The sequence below is a fragment of the Arthrobacter sp. ISL-65 genome (assembly GCF_018613795.1).
Taxonomy (GTDB): Bacteria; Actinomycetota; Actinomycetes; order Actinomycetales; family Micrococcaceae; genus Arthrobacter.
The window spans coordinates 34,931-57,269 of record NZ_JAGGPN010000026.1; the positions used below are offsets into that span (position 1 = coordinate 34,931).

22 protein-coding genes and 1 pseudogene are annotated in these 22,339 nt (G+C 64.2%); 13 read left to right on the plus strand and 10 right to left on the minus strand.

All coding sequences use genetic code 11. The annotated features are described in order from the left end of the window. Positions 1-37 precede the first annotated feature (37 nt). From J7I85_RS11260 to J7I85_RS11270, 3 genes are all read left to right on the plus strand, one after another. A complete protein-coding gene (locus J7I85_RS11260) occupies positions 38-1,138 on the plus strand; it encodes a mandelate racemase/muconate lactonizing enzyme family protein (RefSeq protein WP_214851841.1) in 1,101 nt (366 codons plus the stop codon). A 25-nt stretch (positions 1,139-1,163) separates the two neighbouring features. Beyond that, on the plus strand, positions 1,164-1,442 hold the full coding sequence (gene catC, locus J7I85_RS11265; protein WP_214851842.1) for a muconolactone Delta-isomerase: 279 nt from the start codon (positions 1,164-1,166) through the stop codon (positions 1,440-1,442). A 322-nt stretch (positions 1,443-1,764) separates the two neighbouring features. Next, on the plus strand, positions 1,765-2,943 hold the full coding sequence (locus tag J7I85_RS11270; RefSeq protein ID WP_308159453.1) for a benzoate/H(+) symporter BenE family transporter: 1,179 nt from the start codon (positions 1,765-1,767) through the stop codon (positions 2,941-2,943). Between the two features lie 53 nt (positions 2,944-2,996). Here J7I85_RS11270 and J7I85_RS11275 read toward each other — a convergent pair whose 3' ends face one another. Genes J7I85_RS11275 through J7I85_RS11285 form a run of 3 tightly spaced genes read right to left on the minus strand, consistent with a single transcriptional unit; the run spans position 2,997 to position 5,334 of the window. Next, positions 2,997-3,980 (minus strand): aldo/keto reductase, encoded by a 984-nt coding sequence (locus tag J7I85_RS11275; protein ID WP_214851844.1) that lies wholly within the window; start codon positions 3,978-3,980, stop codon positions 2,997-2,999. Beyond that, entirely contained in the window at positions 3,980-4,387 is a 408-nt protein-coding gene (locus J7I85_RS11280; protein WP_214851845.1) for a cupin domain-containing protein, read from the minus strand. Before J7I85_RS11280 ends, J7I85_RS11275 begins: the two co-directional genes overlap by 1 nt. Further along, on the minus strand, positions 4,387-5,334 hold the full coding sequence (locus J7I85_RS11285; RefSeq protein WP_214851846.1) for a helix-turn-helix transcriptional regulator: 948 nt from the start codon (positions 5,332-5,334) through the stop codon (positions 4,387-4,389). The genes J7I85_RS11280 and J7I85_RS11285 overlap by 1 nt, the downstream gene beginning before the upstream one ends. Positions 5,335-5,516: 182 nt before the next feature. On the opposite strand from J7I85_RS11285, the gene J7I85_RS11290 reads away from it, so the two are divergent. The 5 genes and pseudogenes from J7I85_RS11290 (at position 5,517) to J7I85_RS11310 (ending at position 9,031) form a co-directional block, all read left to right on the plus strand. After that, positions 5,517-6,200, plus strand: a complete 684-nt coding sequence (locus J7I85_RS11290; RefSeq protein ID WP_214851847.1) for an NADPH-dependent F420 reductase — start codon at positions 5,517-5,519, stop codon at positions 6,198-6,200. Between the two features lie 57 nt (positions 6,201-6,257). Further along, positions 6,258-6,599 carry a carboxymuconolactone decarboxylase family protein gene (locus J7I85_RS11295; RefSeq protein ID WP_214851848.1) on the plus strand — a complete coding sequence of 114 codons (342 nt, stop codon included), beginning with the start codon at positions 6,258-6,260 and terminating at the stop codon, positions 6,597-6,599. A gap of 17 nt (positions 6,600-6,616) precedes the next feature. Then, positions 6,617-7,532: pseudogene (locus J7I85_RS11300) on the plus strand (zinc-binding dehydrogenase). A 99-nt stretch (positions 7,533-7,631) separates the two neighbouring features. Further along, positions 7,632-8,843: an MFS transporter gene (locus tag J7I85_RS11305; RefSeq protein ID WP_214851849.1), complete on the plus strand. Its 1,212-nt coding sequence runs from the start codon at positions 7,632-7,634 to the stop codon at positions 8,841-8,843. Beyond that, on the plus strand, positions 8,840-9,031 hold the full coding sequence (locus J7I85_RS11310; RefSeq protein WP_214851850.1) for a DUF2255 family protein: 192 nt from the start codon (positions 8,840-8,842) through the stop codon (positions 9,029-9,031). The genes J7I85_RS11305 and J7I85_RS11310 overlap by 4 nt, the downstream gene beginning before the upstream one ends. Positions 9,032-9,429: 398 nt before the next feature. Here the strand turns inward: J7I85_RS11310 and J7I85_RS11315 are convergent, their stop codons facing one another. Then, positions 9,430-10,392 (minus strand): NAD(P)-dependent alcohol dehydrogenase, encoded by a 963-nt coding sequence (locus tag J7I85_RS11315; RefSeq protein WP_214851851.1) that lies wholly within the window; start codon positions 10,390-10,392, stop codon positions 9,430-9,432. Positions 10,393-10,534: 142 nt separating this feature from the next. Here J7I85_RS11315 and J7I85_RS11320 point away from each other — a divergent pair, with 142 nt between their 5' ends. Beyond that, entirely contained in the window at positions 10,535-11,206 is a 672-nt protein-coding gene (locus tag J7I85_RS11320) for a TetR/AcrR family transcriptional regulator (protein ID WP_251024245.1), read from the plus strand. A gap of 897 nt (positions 11,207-12,103) precedes the next feature. On the opposite strand, the gene J7I85_RS11325 is transcribed toward J7I85_RS11320, so the two are convergent. The 4 genes from J7I85_RS11325 to J7I85_RS11340 form a co-directional block, all read right to left on the minus strand. Continuing rightward, positions 12,104-12,730: a hypothetical protein gene (locus tag J7I85_RS11325; protein WP_214851852.1), complete on the minus strand. Its 627-nt coding sequence runs from the start codon at positions 12,728-12,730 to the stop codon at positions 12,104-12,106. A gap of 197 nt (positions 12,731-12,927) precedes the next feature. After that, a complete protein-coding gene (locus J7I85_RS11330; protein ID WP_251024246.1) occupies positions 12,928-13,638 on the minus strand; it encodes a DUF4386 domain-containing protein in 711 nt (236 codons plus the stop codon). Continuing rightward, the gene (locus J7I85_RS11335) at positions 13,580-13,984 is read right to left on the minus strand and encodes a hypothetical protein (protein WP_214851892.1); all 405 of its coding nucleotides are present in this window, start codon (positions 13,982-13,984) and stop codon (positions 13,580-13,582) included. The genes J7I85_RS11330 and J7I85_RS11335 overlap by 59 nt, the downstream gene beginning before the upstream one ends. Before the next feature lie 182 nt (positions 13,985-14,166). Further along, positions 14,167-16,788 carry a LuxR C-terminal-related transcriptional regulator gene (locus tag J7I85_RS11340; protein WP_308159459.1) on the minus strand — a complete coding sequence of 874 codons (2,622 nt, stop codon included), beginning with the start codon at positions 16,786-16,788 and terminating at the stop codon, positions 14,167-14,169. Positions 16,789-17,211: 423 nt separating this feature from the next. Here J7I85_RS11340 and J7I85_RS11345 point away from each other — a divergent pair, with 423 nt between their 5' ends. Then, entirely contained in the window at positions 17,212-17,385 is a 174-nt protein-coding gene (locus J7I85_RS11345; RefSeq protein ID WP_214851855.1) for a hypothetical protein, read from the plus strand. Positions 17,386-17,645: 260 nt separating this feature from the next. Here J7I85_RS11345 and J7I85_RS11350 read toward each other — a convergent pair whose 3' ends face one another. Then, positions 17,646-18,098, minus strand: coding sequence for a 6,7-dimethyl-8-ribityllumazine synthase (locus tag J7I85_RS11350; protein WP_251024248.1), 453 nt, complete (start codon positions 18,096-18,098; stop codon positions 17,646-17,648). A gap of 198 nt (positions 18,099-18,296) precedes the next feature. Further along, positions 18,297-18,791, minus strand: coding sequence for a ribose-5-phosphate isomerase (locus tag J7I85_RS11355; protein WP_308159455.1), 495 nt, complete (start codon positions 18,789-18,791; stop codon positions 18,297-18,299). 154 nt (positions 18,792-18,945) lie between these two features. Here J7I85_RS11355 and J7I85_RS11360 point away from each other — a divergent pair, with 154 nt between their 5' ends. From J7I85_RS11360 to J7I85_RS11370, 3 genes are read left to right on the plus strand one after another with little or no spacing between them, the layout of a single operon-like run. Further along, complete coding sequence (locus tag J7I85_RS11360; RefSeq protein ID WP_214851858.1) at positions 18,946-19,824, plus strand: transketolase; 879 nt, start codon at positions 18,946-18,948, stop codon at positions 19,822-19,824. Then, positions 19,821-20,789, plus strand: coding sequence for a transketolase family protein (locus J7I85_RS11365; RefSeq protein WP_214851859.1), 969 nt, complete (start codon positions 19,821-19,823; stop codon positions 20,787-20,789). The genes J7I85_RS11360 and J7I85_RS11365 overlap by 4 nt, the downstream gene beginning before the upstream one ends. After that, complete coding sequence (locus tag J7I85_RS11370; protein ID WP_214851860.1) at positions 20,782-22,338, plus strand: glycerol kinase; 1,557 nt, start codon at positions 20,782-20,784, stop codon at positions 22,336-22,338. The genes J7I85_RS11365 and J7I85_RS11370 overlap by 8 nt, the downstream gene beginning before the upstream one ends. Position 22,339: the final 1 nt, after the last annotated feature.

Sequence of the window (22,339 nt, forward strand, 5' to 3'; positions counted from 1 at the left end):
TACTCTCGCACCGTCTGACCCGAAAGGAACCGCGCCGTTGAAAATCGAACGGATTGAAGTGATTCCCTACTCCATCCCGTACACGCATCCACTGAGATTTGCCAGCGGCGAGGTGGCAAATGCTGACCACGTTCTTGTGCGCCTGTACACCGACGACGGCGTAGTGGGAGTTGCAGACGCACCTCCCCGGCCCTACACGTACGGCGAGACCCAGGAGTCCATCGGAACGATCATCGAGAAGACTTTTGCCCCGCAGCTGATCGGCCTCGAGATATTAGACCGCGAGCAGATCCATGCGGTGCTGCGCCGCACCATTCACAATCAGGTAGCGAAGGGCGCCGTCGACATTGCCGTATGGGACGCGCTCGGCAAGACACTCGGCACTCCGGTGCACAAGCTACTGGGTGGGTATACCGACCGGATGCTGGTCAGCCATATGCTCGGCTTTCGGCCGGCGCAGGAACTCCTCGACGAGGCCCTGCGCTTCGGCGAGGAATACGGCATCACCACCTTCAAGCTGAAGGTAGGCCGCCGGCCGCTGTCCTTGGATGTGGAGGCCTGCCACGTGCTGCGCGAGGGACTGGGCGAAGACGTGGAGCTTTACCTTGACGCGAACCGCGGGTGGACGGCGAATGAGGCCCTTGAGGTCCTTCGGCGGACCGAGGGATTGGGACTGACCCTGCTCGAGGAACCCTGTGACGCAAAGGAAGCAATGAGTCGCCGCCGCCTAGTCGACAAATCCCCGATCCCGGTAGTGGGAGACGAATCCGTTCCCACGGCCGGCGATGCGTCCCGGGAACTGCTCTCCGGCGGCTGCAATGCCATCTGCATTAAGACCGCGCGTTCCGGCTTCACGGAAGCCACCGAGATACTCGGGCTCTGCACCGGGCTCGGCGTGGATGTGACCATGGGCAACCAGATCGACACCCAGGTCGGCTCGCTGGCGACCGTCACCTTTGGCGCCGCCCACGAGGCCACCAGCCGCCGGGCAGGGGAATTGTCAAACTTCCTCGACATGGCTGACGACCTGATGGCTGACCCGCTCCGGATAATCGACGGCACGATTTCCGTGCGCGATCTGCCGGGGGTCGGAGCAGAGATCGACGAAGACAAGCTCGCGAAGTACCGCCTGTCGTAGCCCCCAACCACCAAGGAGAAAAATAGTGTTGTTTTTGGCCCGGATGGACGTGCAATTCCCACCGCATCTCTCCCCTGAGGACGTCACCCGCATGCAGGGGCTGGAGAAGGAGTATTCCCAAGGGCTGCAACAGGAAGGCCGCCTCATCTCGATCTGGCGGGTGGTCGGCGAGTATGCGAACTATTCGGTGTTCGACGTCGCGTCCAACGACGAGTTGCACGGTGTCCTCAGTGGCTTCCCGATGTACCCCTACATGAAGATCAAGGTCACACCGCTGGCCAAGCATCCCAACTCCATCCGCTGATGGGTCGAGGCGGAACCTGCAGGGACTAGTGCTACTTGACGGCAGTTTGCAGGAGTCCGCGGCCCTGTGAAAACGCACCAGAACTCCCTCCAGCTTCCGGATGTCGTGCCGTCCGCAACTTCAAGGATTGGCTCGTTGCCTACATGGGTCCGCGAAGGAGACCCCACTCCCTCATGAGTGGCCATTCCTTCCCATCCGTCATCGCTCAGGAGCCATCATGCCCCACCCCTCTAAGGCCCCGTCCACGACTACCAGGGGAGGACCAGGCCCGAAACCTGGAGGACAACCGCTCTTCGAGCGGCCCAGGGTCCGCCCGGCTGGAGTGCGTGACGTCCTGCGGGACATCGGCCCGCACTACGCTTCGAACGGGATCGTCGGATTGGCCTTCTCCGCCTCCGGGCCGATCGCAGTCACCCTTGCGGTCGGGTCGCTCGGCGGACTGACGCAGGCCCAGCTCGCGTCGTGGGTCTTCGCCATTTTCCTCTCGGCCGGCGCGGCTACCCTGGTCATGTCACTGATCTACCGCCAGCCGTTGGGCTTCGCCTGGTCCATTCCGGGGACCGTACTGCTGGGGCCGTCCCTGCAGCACCTGTCTTTCCCGGAGGTGGTCGGGGCGTTTTTCTCTGCCGGGGTGCTGATCTTAGCCCTTGGTGCCACCGGGGTAGTGCGCCCAATAATGGCCGCGATTCCCGTGCCTATTGTCATGGCAATGGTTGCAGCCGTGTTCCTCCGGTTTGGTACGGACATCGTCTCTTCCACCCGAACCGACCCCGCAGTGGCGGCACCGATGGTGGTGGCGTTCCTCGTGCTCGCGGCCGTACCCGCCTTGGGCAGGTATCTCCCTCCGGTGCTCGGCACACTTGTCGTGGGCGTCATCGCCGTCGCACTCAGCGGCCGTTTCACCATTGAGGACGGCGGACCGATCCTCGCCGCCCCTGTATTCACCGCCCCCGAGTTCACTTGGGCCGCCCAACTGGAACTGGTGATACCCCTGGCGCTCACGGTACTGGTGGTGCAGAACGGGCAGGGGGCGGCCGTGCTCCGGACCGCCGGCCACCACCCTCCGATCAACGTCTTCGCAATGAGCTCGGGGGTGTTCTCCCTGCTCAATGCCGTATTCGGCGCCGTCTCGGCCTGCGTCACCGGCCCCACCAACGCTTTGCTGACCTCCTCTGGCCAGAAACAGCGCCAGTACACCGCCGCAGTGGTCTACAGCCTACTGTCTCTGGTCTGCGCCCTGCTGGCCCCCACGCTCACCCGCTTCATGCTAGCCACTCCCGAAGCCTTCATTCTGGCCCTGGGGGGCCTCGCAATGCTGCGGGCCCTCCAACAGGCCTTCGTTACCGCATTCGCCACGAACTTCACCCTCGGAGCCCTGGTAACTTTCGTCGTCACGATCTCTGGCCTGGACCTCTTCAGCATCCATGCCGCGTTCTGGGGCATGGTCATCGGCTACGGCGCATCCCGCCTCCTCGAGCGCCAGGACCACGCAACGAACTGATGCCGCCGTGCCTCGTGCACTGGCAAATTACGCGCCGTCGCAATGGCCGCTTTTCAGCGACCGACGAGTCCGAGGTGGTGTTCGTTGTAGCGCGCCCCTGCAACACCAATGCGATCGGCCAGCGCGGAAAGGTCGGCCTGCTCGTCGGCCGAGAGCGCTACTTGGGTAGATTCCGCGTTTTCCTGGATACGGGATGTACGGCGGGTGCCGGGGATCGGGACGATCCACGGTTGCTGTGCGAGGAGCCATGCAAGGGCGATCTGCCCGGGGGTGGCGCCCTTCGCCTGCGCGATCGCCGCCACGTGCTCGACGAGCATGTGGTTGGCGGTGCGGTTCTCCTCGCTGAACCGCGGAATGGTGGTTCGCACGTCGCCTGCCGCGAACTGGGTGCTTTGGTCGACGGTGCCGGTGAGGAACCCCTTGCCGAGGGGGCTGAAGGGTACGAATCCGATGCCCAGTTCGGCGAGCGTTGGCAGGACCGCGGCTTCGGGGTCGCGGGTCCACAGTGAGTACTCGCTTTGCAGTGCCGTCACCGGGTGTACGGCGTGGGCGCGTCGGATGGTGTGGGCGGATGCTTCGGAGAGCCCGAAGTGGCGCACCTTGCCTTCGGTGACGAGTTCGGCGACGGTACCGGCGACGTCTTCGATCGGTACATCGGGATCGACGCGGTGCTGGTAGAACAGATCGATCGTGTCTGTGCGCAGACGCCGCAGCGAGGCATCCGCCACTCGTCGGATCTGCTCCGGACGGCTGTTTAGCTCACCCTTGCCGCCGTCGATGTCGAAACCGAACTTGGTTGCGATGACAACCTGGTCGCGAACGGGTTCGAGGGCCTCGCCGACGAGTTCCTCATTGACGTAGGGGCCGTAGACCTCGGCGGTGTCGAAGAACGTCACGCCGTGGTCGAGGGCGGAGCGCAGGACGGCGATCATCTCCTCGCGGGTGCCGGGGTTGGGTCCGTAACTCTGTGACATGCCCATGCAGCCGAGACCGACGGCGGACACCTCGAGTCCTTGTCCTAGCGTGCGGGTATGCATCAGCGGGCGCCCTGCCGGTAGTCCCCGTGCGTGACATGTTCCAACCAGTCGGTGGTGGTCGACGGGTCGTCAGCGTTGTCGAGCAGCGCAAGGTGTTCCATGAAGTCTTCGGGGGTGGCGCCGTGCCAGTGTTCTTCTCCCGGCGGGGTGTAGATCGTCTGGCCGGGGGTGGCGCGGATGACCTGTCCGTCGCGGGTGCCGACCAGCGCGACGCCTTCGGTCACGTGCAGTGTCTGGCCGAGGGCGTGGGAGTGCCATGCAGTGCGCGCCCCGGGAGTGAATCTGACCCGGGCAACGACCATGCGTTGGTTCGGCTCGTGGGGTGCGGCGATCGCATCCACGTACACGTCGCCTGTGAACGTCTCCGCCGGGCCCTTGCTCGTCGGGGTCTTCGGGGTGATCTCCATCAGTATTTCTCCTGAGTGCTTGCGGCGGCGCTTGATGTAGCGCTTGTCTCTGTGTTCGCTGTGGCGTCGCGATGACGGGTGGTGCTCTCATCGGTGGACGCCTGTTGGGTCGCGGCCCAGCTGGCGAGCAGCTGGAGACGCTCGTGGGAGGGCGAGCCGGGTTCGGCGGTGTAGATCAGGAAGGACAATCCCGGCTCAGCGGTAAGTTCGAGGCCTTCGTAGCTAAGGGTCAGCTTTCCCACGACGTGATGGTGAAAGTTCTTGGTCCCTGAGCCATGCCGGCGAACGTTGTGCGCACCCCACCGGGTACGGAACTCGTTACTACGAGTGGACAGTTCGCCGATGAGATCGTGCAGTTGCTTGTCGCGGGGATCCCGGCCCGCCTCGGTACGGAGGATGGAGACGCTGATGTCGGCTGCGGCGTCCCAATCCGGGTAGAAGACGTGGGAGCGTTCATCGAGGAAGTTATAGCGTGCCAGGTTTCCCCGGCCAGGACCGTCCAAGACCTCGTCGTAGAAAGCACTGCCGAAGGGGTTGACTGCCAGGATGTCCATCCGCCCGTTGCGCACGAACGCCGGACTCGCGGTGATGGCGTCCAGCGCGAGCTGCAGCCCCGGCCGGGCAGCCCACTGCTTCGGTTTGCGGCGCGGCACGGCAATCGCGGCCCCGTTCGCGGCGCGTGCGAGGTCGAACAGGTGTTCGCGCTCAGCCTCGTCCAGTTGCAGAGCCCGCGCGACGGCGTCCAGTACAGAGTCGGAGACACCGGCCAAATTGCCGCGCTCGATCTTCGAGTAATACTCGATGCTCGTGTCGGCGAGCATCGCCACCTCGCCTCGCCGCAGTCCCGCGACGCGGCGATTGCCGCCGTCCGGCAGACCGGCTTGCGCGGGCGTGAGCTTCGCGCGGCGGCTGGTGAGGAAATCCCGCACCTCGTTTCGATTGTCCATGACCGCTACGTTACGCCCGAGCCATTACGGGAGGGATGCCCTGTCGGTACACCTATCACCAGTGACTCCCTCGCACCAATACAAGCGACTTTTATGGAATAGCCACCCGGCCTGGAGACATTCCCCGCCAGTGATCGCCGGCACCATGGCCTCCCCCGAAACGTCAACGATTGGAAACTGACATGCACATCACCGTCCTCGGAACAGGCATGGTCGGCCGCGGCTTCGCCGCCCGGCTCAGCGAACTCGGCCACGACGTCGCGATCGGCACGAGGGACGTCGAGCAGACGCTCGCACGCACCGATTCCGACACCATGGGGAATCCGCCGTTCTCCGACTGGCGCACGGCGCACCCGAAGATCGCACTCCTACCCTTCGCCGAAGCCGGCGCCCGGGCGGAGGTCATCGTGAACGCGACCCACGGCGCGCTCTCGCTGACCGCGCTCGAGGTCGCCGGGGCCGAGAACCTGGCAGGGAAAGTCCTCATCGATGTTGCCCTCCCGCTCGATTTCTCCGAGGGCATGCCGCCGACGCTGACCATCGCGAACACCGACAGCCTCGCTGAGCAGATCCAGCGCGCCCACCCCGAGGCGCGGGTCGTGAAGATGCTCAATACGGTGTTCGTCGATGTAATGGTGGACCCGGGCCGAGTGCCGGGGAAACACAACATCTTCGTCGCCGGCAACGACGCGGACGCGAAGGAGACCGCCCGCGGACTCCTCCGCGAATTCGGCTGGGTCGAGGACATGATCGTGGACCTCGGCGGCATCCGCGGAGCACGCGGCGCGGAGATGTATTCCCGGCTGTACTTCGAGCTCGTCGGAGCTCTCGGCACCTTAGATTTCAACATCGCCATCGTCCGCTAGCCCGCGCAACACACCACAAGACGGCTTTGTGCCGTCTGAGATGCAGGAGGAACACCCATGACTGACACCCATAAGACCGGCTGGACCGGCGGCCAGAACGCTTTCGGCGATTTTGCCCCCGGGATGGTGCACTACACCGACCGGGTGCTGTTCGACGAGGTCTGGGAACGGAACGGCCTCTCCAAGCGGGACCGGAGCCTGATCACCGTGGCGGCCCTTACCGCGATGGGCAAGACCGAGCAGCTCACCTTCCACCTCGATTTCGCCCGTCAGAACGGCATCACTGAGGACGAATTGAAAGAAACGATCCTGCAGCTGGCCTTCTATACCGGCTGGCCCAATGGCATGGCAGCGATGAGCGTGGCCAGGAAGATCTTCACCCCCGAGAAGGAGAACTAAGAATGTAAGGAGCCACTATCCATGCCCCCGGTGACGTGCGCCTCGAAGAGCGCATCGACCCGGTGATCGAGAAACCCACTGACGCGATTCTGCGCGTGTCCGCTTCCTGCGTGTGCGGCTCAGACGATCAAGGTCGGTGACTTTGTGGTCGTGTCGTTCTTCGCCTCCGACAATACGTGCGAGATCTGCCTGGCCGGCTACCAGTCCAGGTGCGAGCACGTCGAGTTCGTCGGCGCGAACGGCGCCCAGGCGCAACTGCTGCGCGTCCCACTGGCCGATGGCACCTTGGTAGCCACCCCGGGAATGCCGGAAGCCGATCTGATCCCGTCGCTGCTGGCGGCGTCCGACGTGCTCGGGACCGGCTGGTTCGGCGCCGTGGCCGCCGAGGCGGGTCCAGGTAAGACCGTGGCGGTCGTAGGAGACGGCGCCGTGGGCTTGCTCGCGATCCTCGCCGCCAAGGAGCTGGGCGCGGAACGCATCATCGCCATGTCCCGTCGTGAGTCCCGGCAAAAGCTTGCCCTTGAGTTCGGCGCGACCGACATCGTCGAGGAACGCGGTGACGAGGGTGTGGCGAAGATCAAGGAACTCACGAACGGCCTCGGCGCGCACTCCGTCGTCGAGGCGGTCGGCACGCAGGAAGCGATGATGCAGGCGATCCGCTCTACCCGTCCGGGCGGGCACCTCGACTTCGTTGGTGTTGCGCATGGCATCCAAATTCCCGGTGAAGAACTGTTCTTCGCCGAGATCCACCTGCACGGCGGCCCCGCACCGGTGTGCCGGTTCCTGCCCGACCTGATCGACCGGATTTGGAGGCGCGAGATCGACCCCGGCAAGGTCTTCGACCTCACCCTCCCGCTCTCGCAGGTCGCCGACGGGTACAAGGCAATGGACGAACGCCGCGCCATCAAGGTCCTTCTCACCCCCGAGAACTGACCCGAGCGCTGCCCGGGCCGGACCTCCGCACACTTGGGCAGCGTCCCGCCCACCCCTGAATTCATGAAACGGAGATATCGGCACATGAACACCCGAACCTTGACGACTTCGTCCGAGGCTGCGGCGCGGCTTCCAGCCGGAGCCTTGTTCGTCATCGCGGCGGCCGCCTTCGTCATGGTGTTTGCTGCCGCCGGGGCACCCATCCCGCTTTACGATCTGTACCGGGGCGAGGACGGCATCGCGACCGGAGACCTCGCATTCGGCGCCGTCGGCTACTTCGCCGGCACCCTGTTTTCGTTGCTTTTCCTCGGGCGACTCTCCGATCACATTGGACGCAAACCCGTGATCCTCGGCTCTATCGGCTTCGCCATCGCCGGATCATTGCTGATGAGCGGCGTGCACACGATGCCAGCGTTGTTGGTCGCCCGACTGCTCCAAGGCCTCGGTTCCGGACTGGCCGCATCTGCAATGGGCGCATACGTGTTCGATACGGCGCGAGGAAAACCGGCATGGCTTCCCGCGATGGTCACAGGCAGCGGGCCGATGCTCGGCATCCCACTCGGTGCCCTGCTCGCCGCCCTCCTCGTCGAGACCGCACCCCTGCCCAGAGCGCTCCCATTCCTTGTGATCTCCGCCGTCCTCGCCGTCCTCGGCGTCGGCTTCCTGTTCGGGCCGGAGACGTGTGCCCCTACGCCGGGAGCACGACGCTCCCTCCGCCCACAGGTAAGCGTCCCCAATGGTGCAGGGAGGCTCGTGTTCGCGGTCGGTGCCGCGTTCGTCGCGACCTGGTGCATCGGCGGTTTCTATCAGGCGTTCGCGCCCACGATCACCACCGATAACCTCGGCAGCGACAGCGTCCTGGTCGCAGCGGCCGTGTTCTCCTCGATCATGATCGCCGCCCCGCTCGGCGGCCCGATCGCCGGGAAACTCGGCCCGCCCCGGGCGATCCGCGCCGGGGCGATCATCTTCACCCTCGCGGTGATCGGAGCCCTCCTCGCGCTCTGGGCCGGGGCGATCATCCCGTTCTTGATCAGTAGCCTGCTCGGCGGAATCGCTCAAGGGGTGCTCGCGTCCGGCGGCACCCGGGCAATCCTCGAACACACTCCCGCTCATGAGCGCGGCGCGACACTGTCGACGATCTACGTGATCTCCTACTCCGGCGCCGCCATACCCGCCCTCATCGCCGGACGGCTCACCGGGCTCATCACCCTCCCGCAACTGTTCCTCGGATACACAGGCCTCGTCGCGATCGCGGCGATCCTCGCCATCCTCGCCCTTGATCCCCCACGCACCGACAGGAGCACCCCATGACCCTTTGGAACCCTGCCGTCCTCGCGGACATCGCCAGCACAGACGACCTTCACATCTCCCCGTTCCGCACCGACGGCACCACCTACGGCACCCCCACCTGGATCTGGTCCGTCGTCATCGACGGCGGGCTGTACGTTCGCGCCTACAACGGTGTGGACTCCCGGTGGCACGCAGCCGCAAGCACTTAGTTTGATGCGCCGGACAGCGAGCCCTGCCTGCTGCGCGCCTTCATCCCCACGATGTCACCAAACTCGGTCCTGATGCATGGGACATCGAGTGCCGAGTCCTTGACGCCCCCGTTGGGCGGCTTCTCCCGGGACCGCGATTGGGAGCAGTTCCCCACGCCCAATAACCTGACCATGGCCTTGACCGGCGAGGCAGGCGAGCTACTGCCGCTACGGGACGAGCAGGTCAGTGAACGGTGCGCCGCCGCTTTCCGTGCCCCAGCCAGCGGGCCTCCGGGTTTGGCCTAGGAATTCCCAAGACCGAGCCAAAGCGCCTAACTCACAGACTCACACGTACTCACGGCAAAGTTTGCACTGACGCTTCCCTGGCGAAGCTTCATTTCGACTGCGAATTACGGCCGTCAGATGGTGAGCGCCACTTTGCCGGATACCTGGCCGTCTTCCAGGAAGTGGAGCGCGTCCTTAGCCTCAGACAGCGTGAAGGTCCGGTCGAGGGCTGGCGCTATTTTGCCGGTCTCGATGAGCGGGGTGAGCTCCTGTAGTTCGGAGGCACGGACTAGGCCGAGGAACATGGTCAGCCGTTGGCTGATGAAGGGCGACAGCACCAGGGCGCCGAGCTGGCGGTGCAGGCCTCCGGTCAGTTTCCCGCCGCCCTCACCGCCAGTGATGACGGCCGTTCCTGTGGGTGTTAGGGCGCGGCGGAGGCGCGAGATCGGCGGGTTTCCCGCGATGTCCAGGATGAGGTCGTACGGGCCGGCGTCTGCGAAGTCCTCACGGGTGTAGTCGATGACGTGGTCCGCGCCGAGGGTACGGACAAACCCGACCTTGCCGGTACTGCAGACTCCGGTGACCTGCGCACCGTAGGCTTTGGCCAGCTGGACCGCGTAGCTGCCGACGCCGCCGGACGCGCCAGTGACCAGCACCTTCTGCCCCTCCCTGATCTTCCCGGCGCGCAGGCCCTGGAGCGCCGTGACTGCGGAGACCGGCACCGCCGCGGCCTGCTCGAAGGAGAGGGTCTGGGGCTTCGCGGCCAGTTTGGTCTCGGGTGCAACGGCGAATTCGGCGTAGGAACCACGGCCGCTGCCGTACACCGCGTCGCCGACGGCGAACCGCGTGACGTCGGGACCTACCGCTTTTACGGTTCCTGCGAGATCCAGGCCCAGAACCGGGTCCTTCGGTTTCCGAATTCCGAATGCGAGACGGCCCAGGTAGGGCAGGCCGGTCATTATGTGCCAGACTCCGCGGTCGACGCCGGCCGCCCTGACTTGGACGAGCACCTCGTCGCCTTTGACAACAGGGCGGGGCACCCGATCCAAGCGCAGCACCTCAGGCCCCCCGTAGGTTTCCCGAACGATAGCGCGCATATCATCCACGTTTCTGGTGCCCCGTCGCTGAGAGCGCTCCTGCGTTTTCATAGCGTGCCGTTCTGTATTTGCAGGTGATTACGTACGCTGTACGAGAAGGGTATCGTACGATGTACGGAAGCGGAAGGGCCGGGAGGAGCACATGATGAAGGACTCAGGCGCCGGCGGCAGGGACCGGCCGGCACTCAGCCGCGAGAAGGTACTGCAGAAGGCTCTGGAGTTGGCGGACAAGGACGGTATCGCTGCCCTGTCGATACGTTCTCTCGCCCAGAGCATGGGCACCAAACCGATGACGCTCTACTACTACGTGGCCAACAAGGACCAGATCCTTGACAGCCTCGTGGACCTCGTCTTCACCGAGATCGACACACCGGAACCTGGAGGTGACTGGAAGGAACAGATGCGCCGCCGGGCCCACTCGGCGCGCGAAGTGCTGCGCCGGCATCCATGGGCTGTCGGGCTGCTGGAATCCCGCAAAGCTCCCGGCCCGGCGACCCTAAAGCACCACGAAGCAACCCTGGGGGCACTGCGTGCCGCGGGATTTACAGTGCAACAGACCGCCCGGGCCTACTCGCTACTGGACAGCTACATCTACGGGTTCGCCCTCCAGGAAGCCGCACTGCCCACAGCAGGCAATAAGCCAATGGCGGAGGTGGCCGGTCCCATCATGGAACAGTTCGCGACCGGCGAATACCCATACATGGTCGAAATCGCCACGCAGGTCGTCATGCAACCCGGCTACGACTACGGCAACGAATTCGCCTACGGGCTGGAGTTGATCCTCGATGCGTTGGAACCGGCACCGGCCGGCTAGCAACTGTTGCTTCAACTTTTCTCCACCGCGCCAGCCATCACTCTATGAGGCGCGCATAGCCCCCTGACCTCCATCAGGCAATGGCAAAAGGAACAGGCGTCCTCTCGGCATCGAGTGCCAAGGTTGACGAAAGGATGGACATCGGCGCTCGAGTGGGACGGCTTCATCAGATGAGAGAACGCCTCCTTACCTGTGCCCATGTAAATCCCACGTCAGGCGCGGTTGGGTGGGCCCAAACCAACTGCACGGCCCCAATGACCATGACCGCCACTCCCGCGAAGTCCAGATACTGCCCGGCGACCTCGATCCCGTGCGACCTGTTTTTCTCGGATTCGTGGTACCTATTGCGACGAGTCAGCAAGGGTCCAGCATGGGTGCACCCGCCATTCACATCATCCAGGGGAGCAGCAATGAACGCCAGGGCCTATGGAATTGTGCATTTCTTTGCGCAGGGCACTAGGGAGCAGTACGAAGCCCCTATTGCCGCGGTTCATCCAGGGAAGGGCGCTTGCCCGCCGGGCAGACCTGCCGCCGGTCCTTCGACCGGTGGCTGGAGATTCTGGCGGTCCACGAATCGAAGGAGAGCTGGGAGCAGTTCCGGGACAATACGCTTCTTCCGCGTTTTCAGCAGGCATCGAGGGTGGTTTCACATCCATGCCTGAGGAAACTGTTATCGACGTATACAAAATTGCCGACGTCGGCTGCGCCAAACTAATCGCCGCCATGGCGGGTTTGCGGGCTCTCGGGCACGGACAATGCAGGGACCGGGCGAAATGTCCGGTCCCTGCATTGAGCGGTTGTTATGCCGGTTGATCTGCGGATGCTTCCAGCCATTGGACAACGCCCGGGGACTCTGGGCTCCAGGCCAGCAAACAAGGTGGCGAGGCTGTCGACGAACTAATTCAATGCTCCTCCTGCTGGGGACACCGCATGCGGCTGAGAACGGTCTGGCAACGTGCGGGGGGCTGCGACTGCTGGGCGGCTTTTGAGCATCCAGAGGGCGAGCCAGATGACTGAGGCGCCCAGTAGCGCCAAGGCTAGATCGAGTGCGAGCTCCGGGACGAAGTTGCGCAGAGCGATTGGAATGGTGGCGATGGCGTAGGCGATTGTTGGGATCCGGGGCGCCTTGCGGTCCCGCAGCAGCGCCAGGCAATACAGGATTGATCCGAGGAGGAAGGTCATCGAGGCTGCCACAAAGGCTGTTCCGAGCGGACCGGCCCGCAGGGCAGCGATCTGGGAGGGATCGAGGCGGACAAACACCAGATTGATGACCCATTCCACGCCGGTCGCGGCAGCGAGTCCGGCGACGTTCAGGGCGAGGGCGACCGAGGAAAACTTTGATGGTTGGCGCATCGCAACGGCGGCTAGGCCGATGACCAGGATGATCGCGAGTGCCTGCGCCAGGGGCGCAGCGAGCTGCGTCGCTGAGCTAACCGGAATCAGCTCGGCACGCTTGGCCGCGTTGACGAACAAGACGGCGGCTGCGGCCAGGCCCGTAACTGCTGCGAGGCTGGCCGGAACCAAGGTAGGGGATTGTTTTTCCGGAGATGGGCTGGCGACCGTGAGCATGGCGTTCTTCTTTCGCGAGTGTGTAGTGGGTGGCTTGATGGGCGGAGCTGCTCCGGGTGCATCCCATGTCAGGACACGTCCGTTCCCCTATTGGATGCAGAAGTTCGCGTTTTTAGTTCTGATCGATGTCCGGATGCTGGTGTTTTCGGTGATCAGGCGGGGCCGTCATTTCGGGTGGGTGCTGAGACGGCAGCCGTCATTCCTTTCGTGATGGGACTGGGGCTGAAGCCTTTGGCGACCAGCCAAACGCCCAGCGAAAACTCCCAGAGCGCGATCGGGGCAGTCGCGATTACCGACCATACGGAGAGCGTGTCGTTGATGCCGAAATAGGTTGCTGTGGTGGAAGCGAGGAGCAGCGGGGCGCCGATGAGTCCCAGCAGTGGAAGAATCCGGGGCACCAGACGGGACCTGTACAGGAGGGAACCCAGAAGCAGGGCGTTGACGGCTGGCATAAGGGTTTGTCCGAGGAGGAATGTCCAGTCGTACATAGCAGCCAGCGCCTGCCCGGTAGGCAGCGCGTTTGCTACGGCTCCGGCCTGCCGCAGGGTTACGACCGATAGGAGAGAAACGACGCCGGTGACGATGGCAGCGGCTTCCAGGACACGTGCGCCGACGAAGCCGAGCGCTACCGCTTCGTTTTGCCTCTTAACGACCGGGTACAGCGCGACCGCGGTTCCGATGCAGGCAAGGGCTACGATCATTTCCAGGGCTCCGCCCCAGAGCGTGGCGGTGTCCGGGCCGGGGCCGGTGATGTAGTTGGGGTCCGTTCGCACTGGACCGTAGAGGGCGAGAGTCGGGATTGAGCTAAAGGTAATCAGGTAGAGCACGCCCGCGGCCAGCGCGGTCTTCCTTAACGAGTCCATCGGGACCCGTTTCGTTACTGCTTCTGGTCGGATGATGGTCATGGTGTCGTTCTCCTTCGTGGGACGCCGGTGGAGTATGAGCTTTGCGGTTCTGTGGTGGAGTGGGGCTTATCGGTTCAACCTGAGTTACAGATAGCAGGGGCAGGCTGATGTCGCGGACTTTCTGGAGCAGACCATGCAGGTCGGCCTGGTCTGCCACCTGACTCTGGATGACTGTGGTGCCGTCGCTCTCGTTCGTCAGGCTCAGCGCCTCGAACCAGGCAGCCCACCGGGAATCCAGGTGGCCTTCGAGGCGGATCTCGTACCATCCAGAGTTGTGGTGATGGCCGATCGGTATGTCGCTCATGTGCCCTCCTTTTGCTTTATCCGGCCGGATGGACCTCAGCCCGGGTAGCGTCCGTTCGTTGTCCTGATCGAACAGTAGAAGGAGACCTAATGACCGCGCCTCATCACATGTGGTGATTAGCGTGGTGATTTATTCACCGGCCTTGGCGCCAATTTCCGGCCGTCCGCGGCATCGGCTTTGGGCTAGCGCTCGCTGGGTCGGGAGAACAGGTCGAGTTCCTGGGCCTGACGGACCGCTGCCCGGCGGTTGTTCACGCCGAGCTTGGCGTAGATGTGACTGGTGTGAGTGCGCACCGTGTTCAAGGACACCATGAGCACGCGAGCGATGCCCGGGCCGTCGAGGTCCGTTACGAGCAGCCGGAGAACGTCCAGTTCGCGTTCGCTCAGTGGCGTGATCAGGCCCCGCCTGACGGGCGCGGTGTTTTCGGTGTTGTTCATGGCCGCCATGAGCCGGCGGAGGTAGCCCGGGGCCATCCGTTGTTTCACAGCCGCTCTCAGCAGGGATCCCATTGGTGCGCCCTCATCAGCGAAGATGCGAACGTAGCCCTCCGGCTCCGCCAGCGCCACTGCTCGATGCAGTGAGGCAAGCGCCGCGGGGATCTCGCCCCGCGTCTGGTCAGCCAGCGCCTGAAGCACGAGGATCTCGATGACGCTTCCCGTTCTTCCGCCATCCTCTGCCGCTCGCAGCAGGCGACCCAGCAGCCGGATGGCCTCCTGGAGGGAGGAGCCTGAGCGGTCTTTCGCGGACCGGGCCAGGAGCACCCTGGCAAGAGTGATGTGCTCGAACTCCCGAAGGTAGCTGAGGTCATCTTCAGCCGACAGAGCTCGCTCCCGCACCCAGCCGAGCGCTTCATCCAACCTCCCTTGCGCGACCAGGACCCGTGCCTTCAGAGCCGGTACCGGACGTACGTTGGGGAAGTAATCGCCCACATAGAGCCGCTCCGCCTCAGCCAGGAGGTCGAGTGCACCGGCTGTATCACCTTCTGCCTCAAGAATCCGCGCCATGGCGACCCGCCAGCGATACAGGTTTTGAGGCAGCTCACCAACGGGACCCAACTCCTGGCTGCGCAGCAGGAGCCGGGTGGCTCCCTGCAGGTCGCCGCGCTCCCGGCAGACCCCACTCATCCCCACATGCATGTCCGCTGTCCCCCGCAGAACCGATCCGCGGTGTCCAGAAGCACGCTCCAGGGCCTGTTCATAGGTGCTTATGGCATCGTTGAGACGCCCCTGCGCAAGGCGTATGTCCGCCAGGGCGACAGCGCATCCGAAGGTGTCGGCGAGGTGCCCGGCACGGTGCAGGCCGGCCATGCATTCGGCATAGGCCCGATGGGCTGCGTCGAGCTCCCCGTCCCCCCAATAGGCAAGTCCCAGCAGACCACATGCGGCGGCACGGCCGAGATGGTCGTCCTCAGGTGCAAGATCAAGCGCACGCTGGGCGTGGCTCACCGTCCCGGATCTATCGCCGCGGCCGAGCGCCAGCGCGGCCCGGTACACTTCGATCGTTTCGGGAAGGCGGCGAAATTCCTCGTCGTCGGCTACGACCATTTCCGTTGATCGGCCGTGGATAGCCTTACTCATTCCTGTCGGTGGCTCCAGCCACCGTTCGACGTCCCGCAGCCGGGCCTCGACTCCCTCGACATCGCCAGTCACGACCAACGCGCCGACCAGCCCCACCCCGAGCACGGGCCTGACGCGGACCACATCGTCAGGGAGAACTTTCAACCAGGCGCGCAGCACGGCCTCCTGCCGGTTCCGCCGAATGGCGGGAACCGCTAGCTCGACGAGGTCCGCCGCCCGTTCGAAATCCTTCGTGGCCAAGGCATGGCGGATGGCATCGAACGCCTCACCGTTCTGTTCGTACCATGCGCTTGCCCGCCGGTGCAGATCCGGGACCTCGTCGCCGTGCTCGTCCAACAGGCGTGCCTGCAGAACATCGGCAAAGAGCTGGTGATAGCGATACCACTCACGGCGGTCGTCAAGGGGAACCAGAAACAGGTTCGCTCGCTCCAAAGCCGCCAGTCTGAGCTTGCCATTGTCCTGTCCCGTGACGGCATCACACAGCGGGCCGGTAAGCCGGTCCAGGACGGAAGTTTGGAGCAGGAAGTGTTGGACATCCTCCGGTTGACGCTGCAGAACCTCCTCGACCAAATAGTCCACGATGTATCGGTCGTTCCCGGCAAAGCCCGCGATGAACGCGGCAATGTCTTCGCGGCCCTGCATCGAAAGCACAGCGAGCTGGAGCGCCGCGATCCACCCCTCGGTGCGCCCCTCCAGCACGGACACATCCCGGGCCGGCAACGCTATTCCCATGATGCCGTTGAGATAATCAGCCGCCTCGTCTGTAGTGAATCGCAGATCAGCGGCACGAATCTCGACGAGCTCTCCACGTGCCCGCAACCGTGCCAGCGGCAACACCGGGTCAGCCCGGCCGGCAATCACCAGATGCACCTGCGGCGGCAGATGCTCCAGTAGGAACGCGATCCCGTCCTGTATGTCACGCGCGTCGATGACGTGGTAGTCATCGAGAACCAGGACGACATCGTTCGGGATGGCGTGGAGGTCATTGAGCAAAATGGCAAGCATCGCTTCGATTGGAGGCTGCGCCGACTGCAGGAGCGAGAGCGCAGCCGCACCGGCGCCGTTGGTCACCCTCTCCAGCGCCGTGACGAAGTACGTCCAGAAAAGTGCGGGATCGTTGTCGCGCTTGTCGAGCGAGAGCCACGCCGCCGACCGCTCACCCGCGCCAGCGGCTGACAGCCACTCAGTCAGCAGCGTCGTCTTACCGAACCCGGCCGGAGCCGACACGAGCGTCAATGTCGACTCTGCTCCACGGTTCAGTCGCTCGCTCAACCTCGGACGCGTTGTCAGACCCAGTCGCCGCCTGGGGACGTGGAACTTCGTCTCGAGAAGTGGGCCCGTCATGACCGCCTCCCCTCACAGACAGTGTACGGCTGCCACGACTGAGACCTGCCGCAAAAGGTCACGTAAGCCGGTCCCCGTTCGGACACGTTCCAATCGAGGTCAGACAAGATAGAACCCCGGATGAGCGCGCCCCGTAAGCCGGTCGTTCAACGCGACAGTTGAGGGTGCTCCCCCTCGCTGTTTGTCGTTCCGATCGTCCATCTACACCACCCTCGCCCTGTGTGCCATGTGCACTGAAAGCATCCGGACGAGCAGGTCAGTGAATGGCTTAATGACCCATCTAGCAGGACCGCGGTGGAACACGAGATGGCTGATGTTTTTGGGGACCTCCTGCGGCTCGCCGACGTGCTGGACGTCGACCTAGAAACTTCACTCCGGGCCAAAATCGACCTGAACGCGCAGAAGTACCCCGTCGAACTCGCCCGTGGCAATGCCCTGAAGTACACCGCCGTGGCCGCAAAGCGTGCTGCGGACAGCTAGTCACGCCCTCGCAAGCTACCAGAGGAGTAAATCCGCTCCCGGTAGGGCACCCAGGCCCATGAGACTGAGCAGCACGAATCCGCTCCCCTGGCATTAGCCAGCGCGTTACTGGTTGACGGAATCTAAATTGTCGGCATTCTCTGGTAATCACCCGCACATGCCGCGCGGCCGCAGCAGGGCCGGGCTCCCGCGATGGAGCCGGGCTTTCAAGATTCCGTATCGGCTTTTACTGCTCCGTTGTCGTAAAAGCAGGGCTGAGGTTACAGGGACGCCAATGATGTGAGAGTGGAGGCGAGAGCGTCTGCCAGTTCCTTCCCCTTGGTCACGAAGTGCCGGGAAAACTGGTTGCGATGCTCTTCGTGCTCGTGGAACTGGTGAGGAGTTAGGACACCGGAGAAGACAGGTACGTCAGTTTCCAACTGCACTCTCATAAGGGCGTCCACGACGCTTTGCGCGACGAATTCGTGGCGGTAAATACCCCCGTCGACCACCAGGGCGGAGGTTGCGACACCGTCGTATCGGCCGGATGCTGCGAGCCGTCGGACGAGTAGCGGAATCTCGAAGGCCCCGGGCACCTGGTAGACATCCACGTTGCTGACGCCGAGTTCCTTGAGTCGCGTCTGGAAGCTGTCGACCGCGCGATCAACGATGTCGGCATGCCATTGGGCACTGACGATCGCTACACGGAAGCTGGAAGTGGCAAGGGGTGACAAGGGCAGTTCCTTTCTTCGGAGGTTATTCGAGGATTCTTTCACGCTTAAACCGGCCTTGGCGCATATATGTCCAAGGTGCGGAGCCGGGCCGCATGCACAGGGGTGATTCAGTGCCTCCTTCATTGTGGACACTGGCGGCCCGGGTGCTGCGCCACCACGGACGACCGTTTCCGCCGCGTGCCCTTCCCCTGGTACGAGTTACCCAACGACTTCACCGACGGTTTCGTAGGTGACGATCTTGCCGATACGGCGGACGTGCCGTTCGTCGTTGCTGAAGGTTTGTTCCAGGAAAGCCTCGATCAGGACCGTGGCTTCCTCAACGCTGTGCTGGCGCCCGCCGACGGCCACGATATTGGCGTCGTTGTGCTCACGAGCCAACGTGGCGGTGGCGTGGTTCCAGGCCAGGGCGGCACGGACACCCTTGACCTTATTCGCCGCGATCTGCTCGCCGTTTCCGGATCCGCCCAGCACGATGCCCAGCGCGTGGACGCCTGATTCCTGGTCCGCCACCACTGCGAGCGCCGCGTTGATGCAGAACGACGGGTAGTCGTCCAGCGCGTCGTATTCCTTCGGGCCGTGATCCACCACATCGTAGCCCTTCCCGCTGAGGTGCTTTACCAGATGGGTGCTGAGCTCCATGCCGGCGTGGTCGGTGGCGATGTGGACCCGTGGGAGTGGGCGGGATGTGGTCACTTTGCTTCCTCTTCCTTGATGAGCGTGCGGGTCGGCCAGCGTGCGGGTTGCTAGCGCTGGGATGTCAACCCCTTCGCTCAGTAAGTATTGACAGCCGGAATGTGGCATGCATAACATTGTTGCACATACAGTCGCTACTGAATGGATATGCAAAATGCTAACAGCAGACGCTTCCCAGGCCGCGACCTGGCGATCCCTCCGCCAAGAAGTCCTGGCCGGCGACGCCGACTCCCGTGCCGTGACGCTGCACGAACGGGCCCAGGCCACTCGCCGCTCGATTCTGAAAATGATTACCGACGCTGGCCAGGGCCACATCGGCGGAGACTTCTCGGTCACCGACATCCTGACCGTCCTATTTGACGCCGTGATGAACGTCGACCCGGAGAACCCGCGCCAGGAAGATCGCGATCACTTCATCCTCAGCAAGGGCCACTGCGCGGCCGCCCTGTACTCGACACTTGCCCACAGCGGTTTCTTCCCCGTCTCGGAACTGGACACGTTCATGGCGCCCCTGTCGGCACTGAACGGGCACCCGAACAGAGTGAAAGTTCCCGGAGTCGAAACCAACACCGGACCACTGGGTCACGGTCTCCCGGTTGCGGTGGGTACGGCAATCGGCGCCAAACTCCTGAACAACGGCGCACGGGTCTTCGTCGTCACCGGTGACGGTGAAATGCAGGAAGGCAGCAACTGGGAAGCGCTGATGTCGGCGTCCCACCAGAAGCTGGACAACCTGACCGTCGTCGTTGACCGTAACCGTCTCCAGCAGGGTGCGAGGACCGAAGAGACGAACGGGCTGGATCCGCTCGATGCCCGTCTTGCCGCTTTCGGTATGGAAGTGCGGGTCGTTGACGGCCACAATTACAACGACCTCATCGACGCCCTCCGCCCCTCCACCACGGGCTCCCCCGTCGCTGTCATCGCCAATACCATCAAGGGCAAAGGCGTCTCGTTCATCGAGGACCGCGTCGAATGGCACCACAAAGTACCGTCCCAAGAACAAACCCTTCAGGCTTTTCAGGAGCTGTCATGACGACAACCACCGTGCTGAACGACGCACCCACGTTCGACAACCGCCAGGACTTCGCCGACGAACTCATCGCTCTGGCCCGCACCAACGACAGGATCGTCGCCGTGTGCAACGACTCCGTCGGCTCCAGCAACCTGACCAAATTCCGTGACGAGTTCCCGGACCGGCTGATCAACGTCGGCATCGCCGAGCAAAACATGGTTGGTGTCGGCGCAGGACTGGCCAACGCCGGCCTCATCCCCTTCGTCTGCGCCGCCGGGCCCTTCCTGACCGGCCGCTCCCTGGAGCAGATCAAAGCGGACGTCGCCTACAGCCAGCACAACGTCATCCTCTGCGGCATGAGCCCGGGCATGGCCTACGGCGAGCTCGGACCCACCCACCACTCGGTCGAAGACTTCTCCTGGCTCCGTCCACTCCCGGGCCTGGACATTGTCGTGCCGGCCGACGGCGCCCAGACCCGCGCCGCGGTCCGCAACGCCGTGGCCGACCCGCGGCCGACTTACATCCGGGTTGGACGCTTCAAGGTCCCGCACGTTTCGGAGGACAACGTCGGTCTGGAACGCGGAAAGTTCGTTGTCGCCCGCGAAGGCACTGATGTCACCATCATTGCCACCGGCACCGAAGTGTCCCGCGCCCTCTGGGCTGCGGCGTCACTGGCCTCCGAGGGAGTCTCCGCCCGCGTCCTCAACGCCACCTACCTGAGCCCGCTCGACGAGGAAGCCATTAAGGATGCGGCCCGTCAGACAGGGGCCATCGTTACGGCAGAGGAGGCCAACGTGGCCGGGGGCCTTGGTGCAGCTGTGGCCAGCGTCGTGGGCCAGTTGGAGGACGGAGCCCGCGTTCCGATGCGCATCCTCGGCCTGAACCACTTTGCGCCCACCGGCAGCACCGCGTTCCTCCTTGACCACTTCGGTCTGACGGCCGATCACATCACGGCGGCCGCACGCGAGGTCCTGCACCGTGACTAACCTGGCCCCTGCCGCTGCCGGACCTGCCGTCGTCGTGGCGGTGGACCAAGGCACGAGTGCTACGAAGGCCCTGGTCATGAACGGCTCGGGCGGGATCATCGCCAGGGCACAGGTCAGTCTCACGCAGCAACACCCCCAGCCCGGATGGGTCGAACAGGACCCGATCGTCATCCGCGACAGCGTGACCAAGGCCGTCACAGACAGCCTTAACGGACTGGAGAACACGGTCGCCGGCCTAGGCGTGAGCACCCAGCGCGAGTCGGCAATGATCTGGGACCGTGAGACCGGGCAGCCCCTGGGACCGGTTCTCGGCTGGCAGGACCGGCGCACCGCCGGGCAGGCCAAGAACCTGATCAGCGACGGTGCCGACGGACTGGTTCGCCAGTCAACCGGCCTGCCGATCGACCCGATGTTCTCGGCCCTGAAAATCCAATGGCTGCTCGACAGTGCCGACCCGGACCGCCGGCTAAGCAAGGCTGGCAAGATCGCGGCCGGAACCGTCGATTCCTGGCTGCTTTACTGCCTGGCGGGTGAACACCGGATCGAAGCGGGCAACGCGAGCCGCACCCAGCTGTTGAACCTGGACTCCCTGGATTGGGACCCGCAGCTGCTGGAACTGTTCAACGTTCCCCGCCAGATCCTCCCGGAGGTCGTGGCATCCAACGCGGCAAGTTCCCCCCTCCGTGGCGGGGTCGCCGACGGTGCCCGGGTTCACGCCGTGATGGGCGACTCGCACTCGGCCCTGTACGCCCATGGCGTCCGCGGCCCGGGGACGGTCAAGGCGACCTACGGTACCGGCAGCTCCGTCATGGGCCTGCTCCAGGACCAGGTGCGCCCTGCGGACATGGGCGGTCTGGTCCGAACACTGGCCTGGCATGACGGCTCCCCACGGTATGCCTTCGAGGGGAACATCCTCGCCACGGGCGCCACCGCGGTCTGGCTCTCGAAGGTGCTCGACTGTGACGTTTCGCATCTTGACTCCCTGGCCCGGACCGTGGAGGACAGCGGCGGGGTCAACATTGTTCCCGCGTTCGCCGGACTCGGCGCACCATGGTGGGACGAACGGGCAGAGGCTTCGATCAGCGGGTTCAACCTCGGCACGAATTCAGCCCATCTGGCCCGGGCGGCCTTCGAATCGATTGCCCTGCAGATCGAAGACGTGCTCCAGGCCGCAGAGACATCCGTTTCGCCGCGCATCGGCTCTGTCCTGGCGGACGGCGGACCTACATCCAACACGTGGCTAATGCAGTTGCAGTCGGACCTGAGCCAGCGAACCGTCCTGCGCAGCGCGGTACCGGATCTCTCAGCGCTCGGCGTGGCCCACATGGCGGCGATCGAGACCGGCCTGTTCAGCCGGGAGGCTGTCGAAAGGCTGCCACGGAACCGGACAGTGATCGAGCCAGCCATGGCCGCCCACGACGCGCACGACCGGCGCGCAAGCTGGTCACACGCCGTGGCCAAGGCCCGCTGGTCCCCGGAAAACCCCGCCCTTATCCCCACCTCAACGGGCCCGATGCACGACGCATTCGCCCCCGCAATAACGGAGTGAC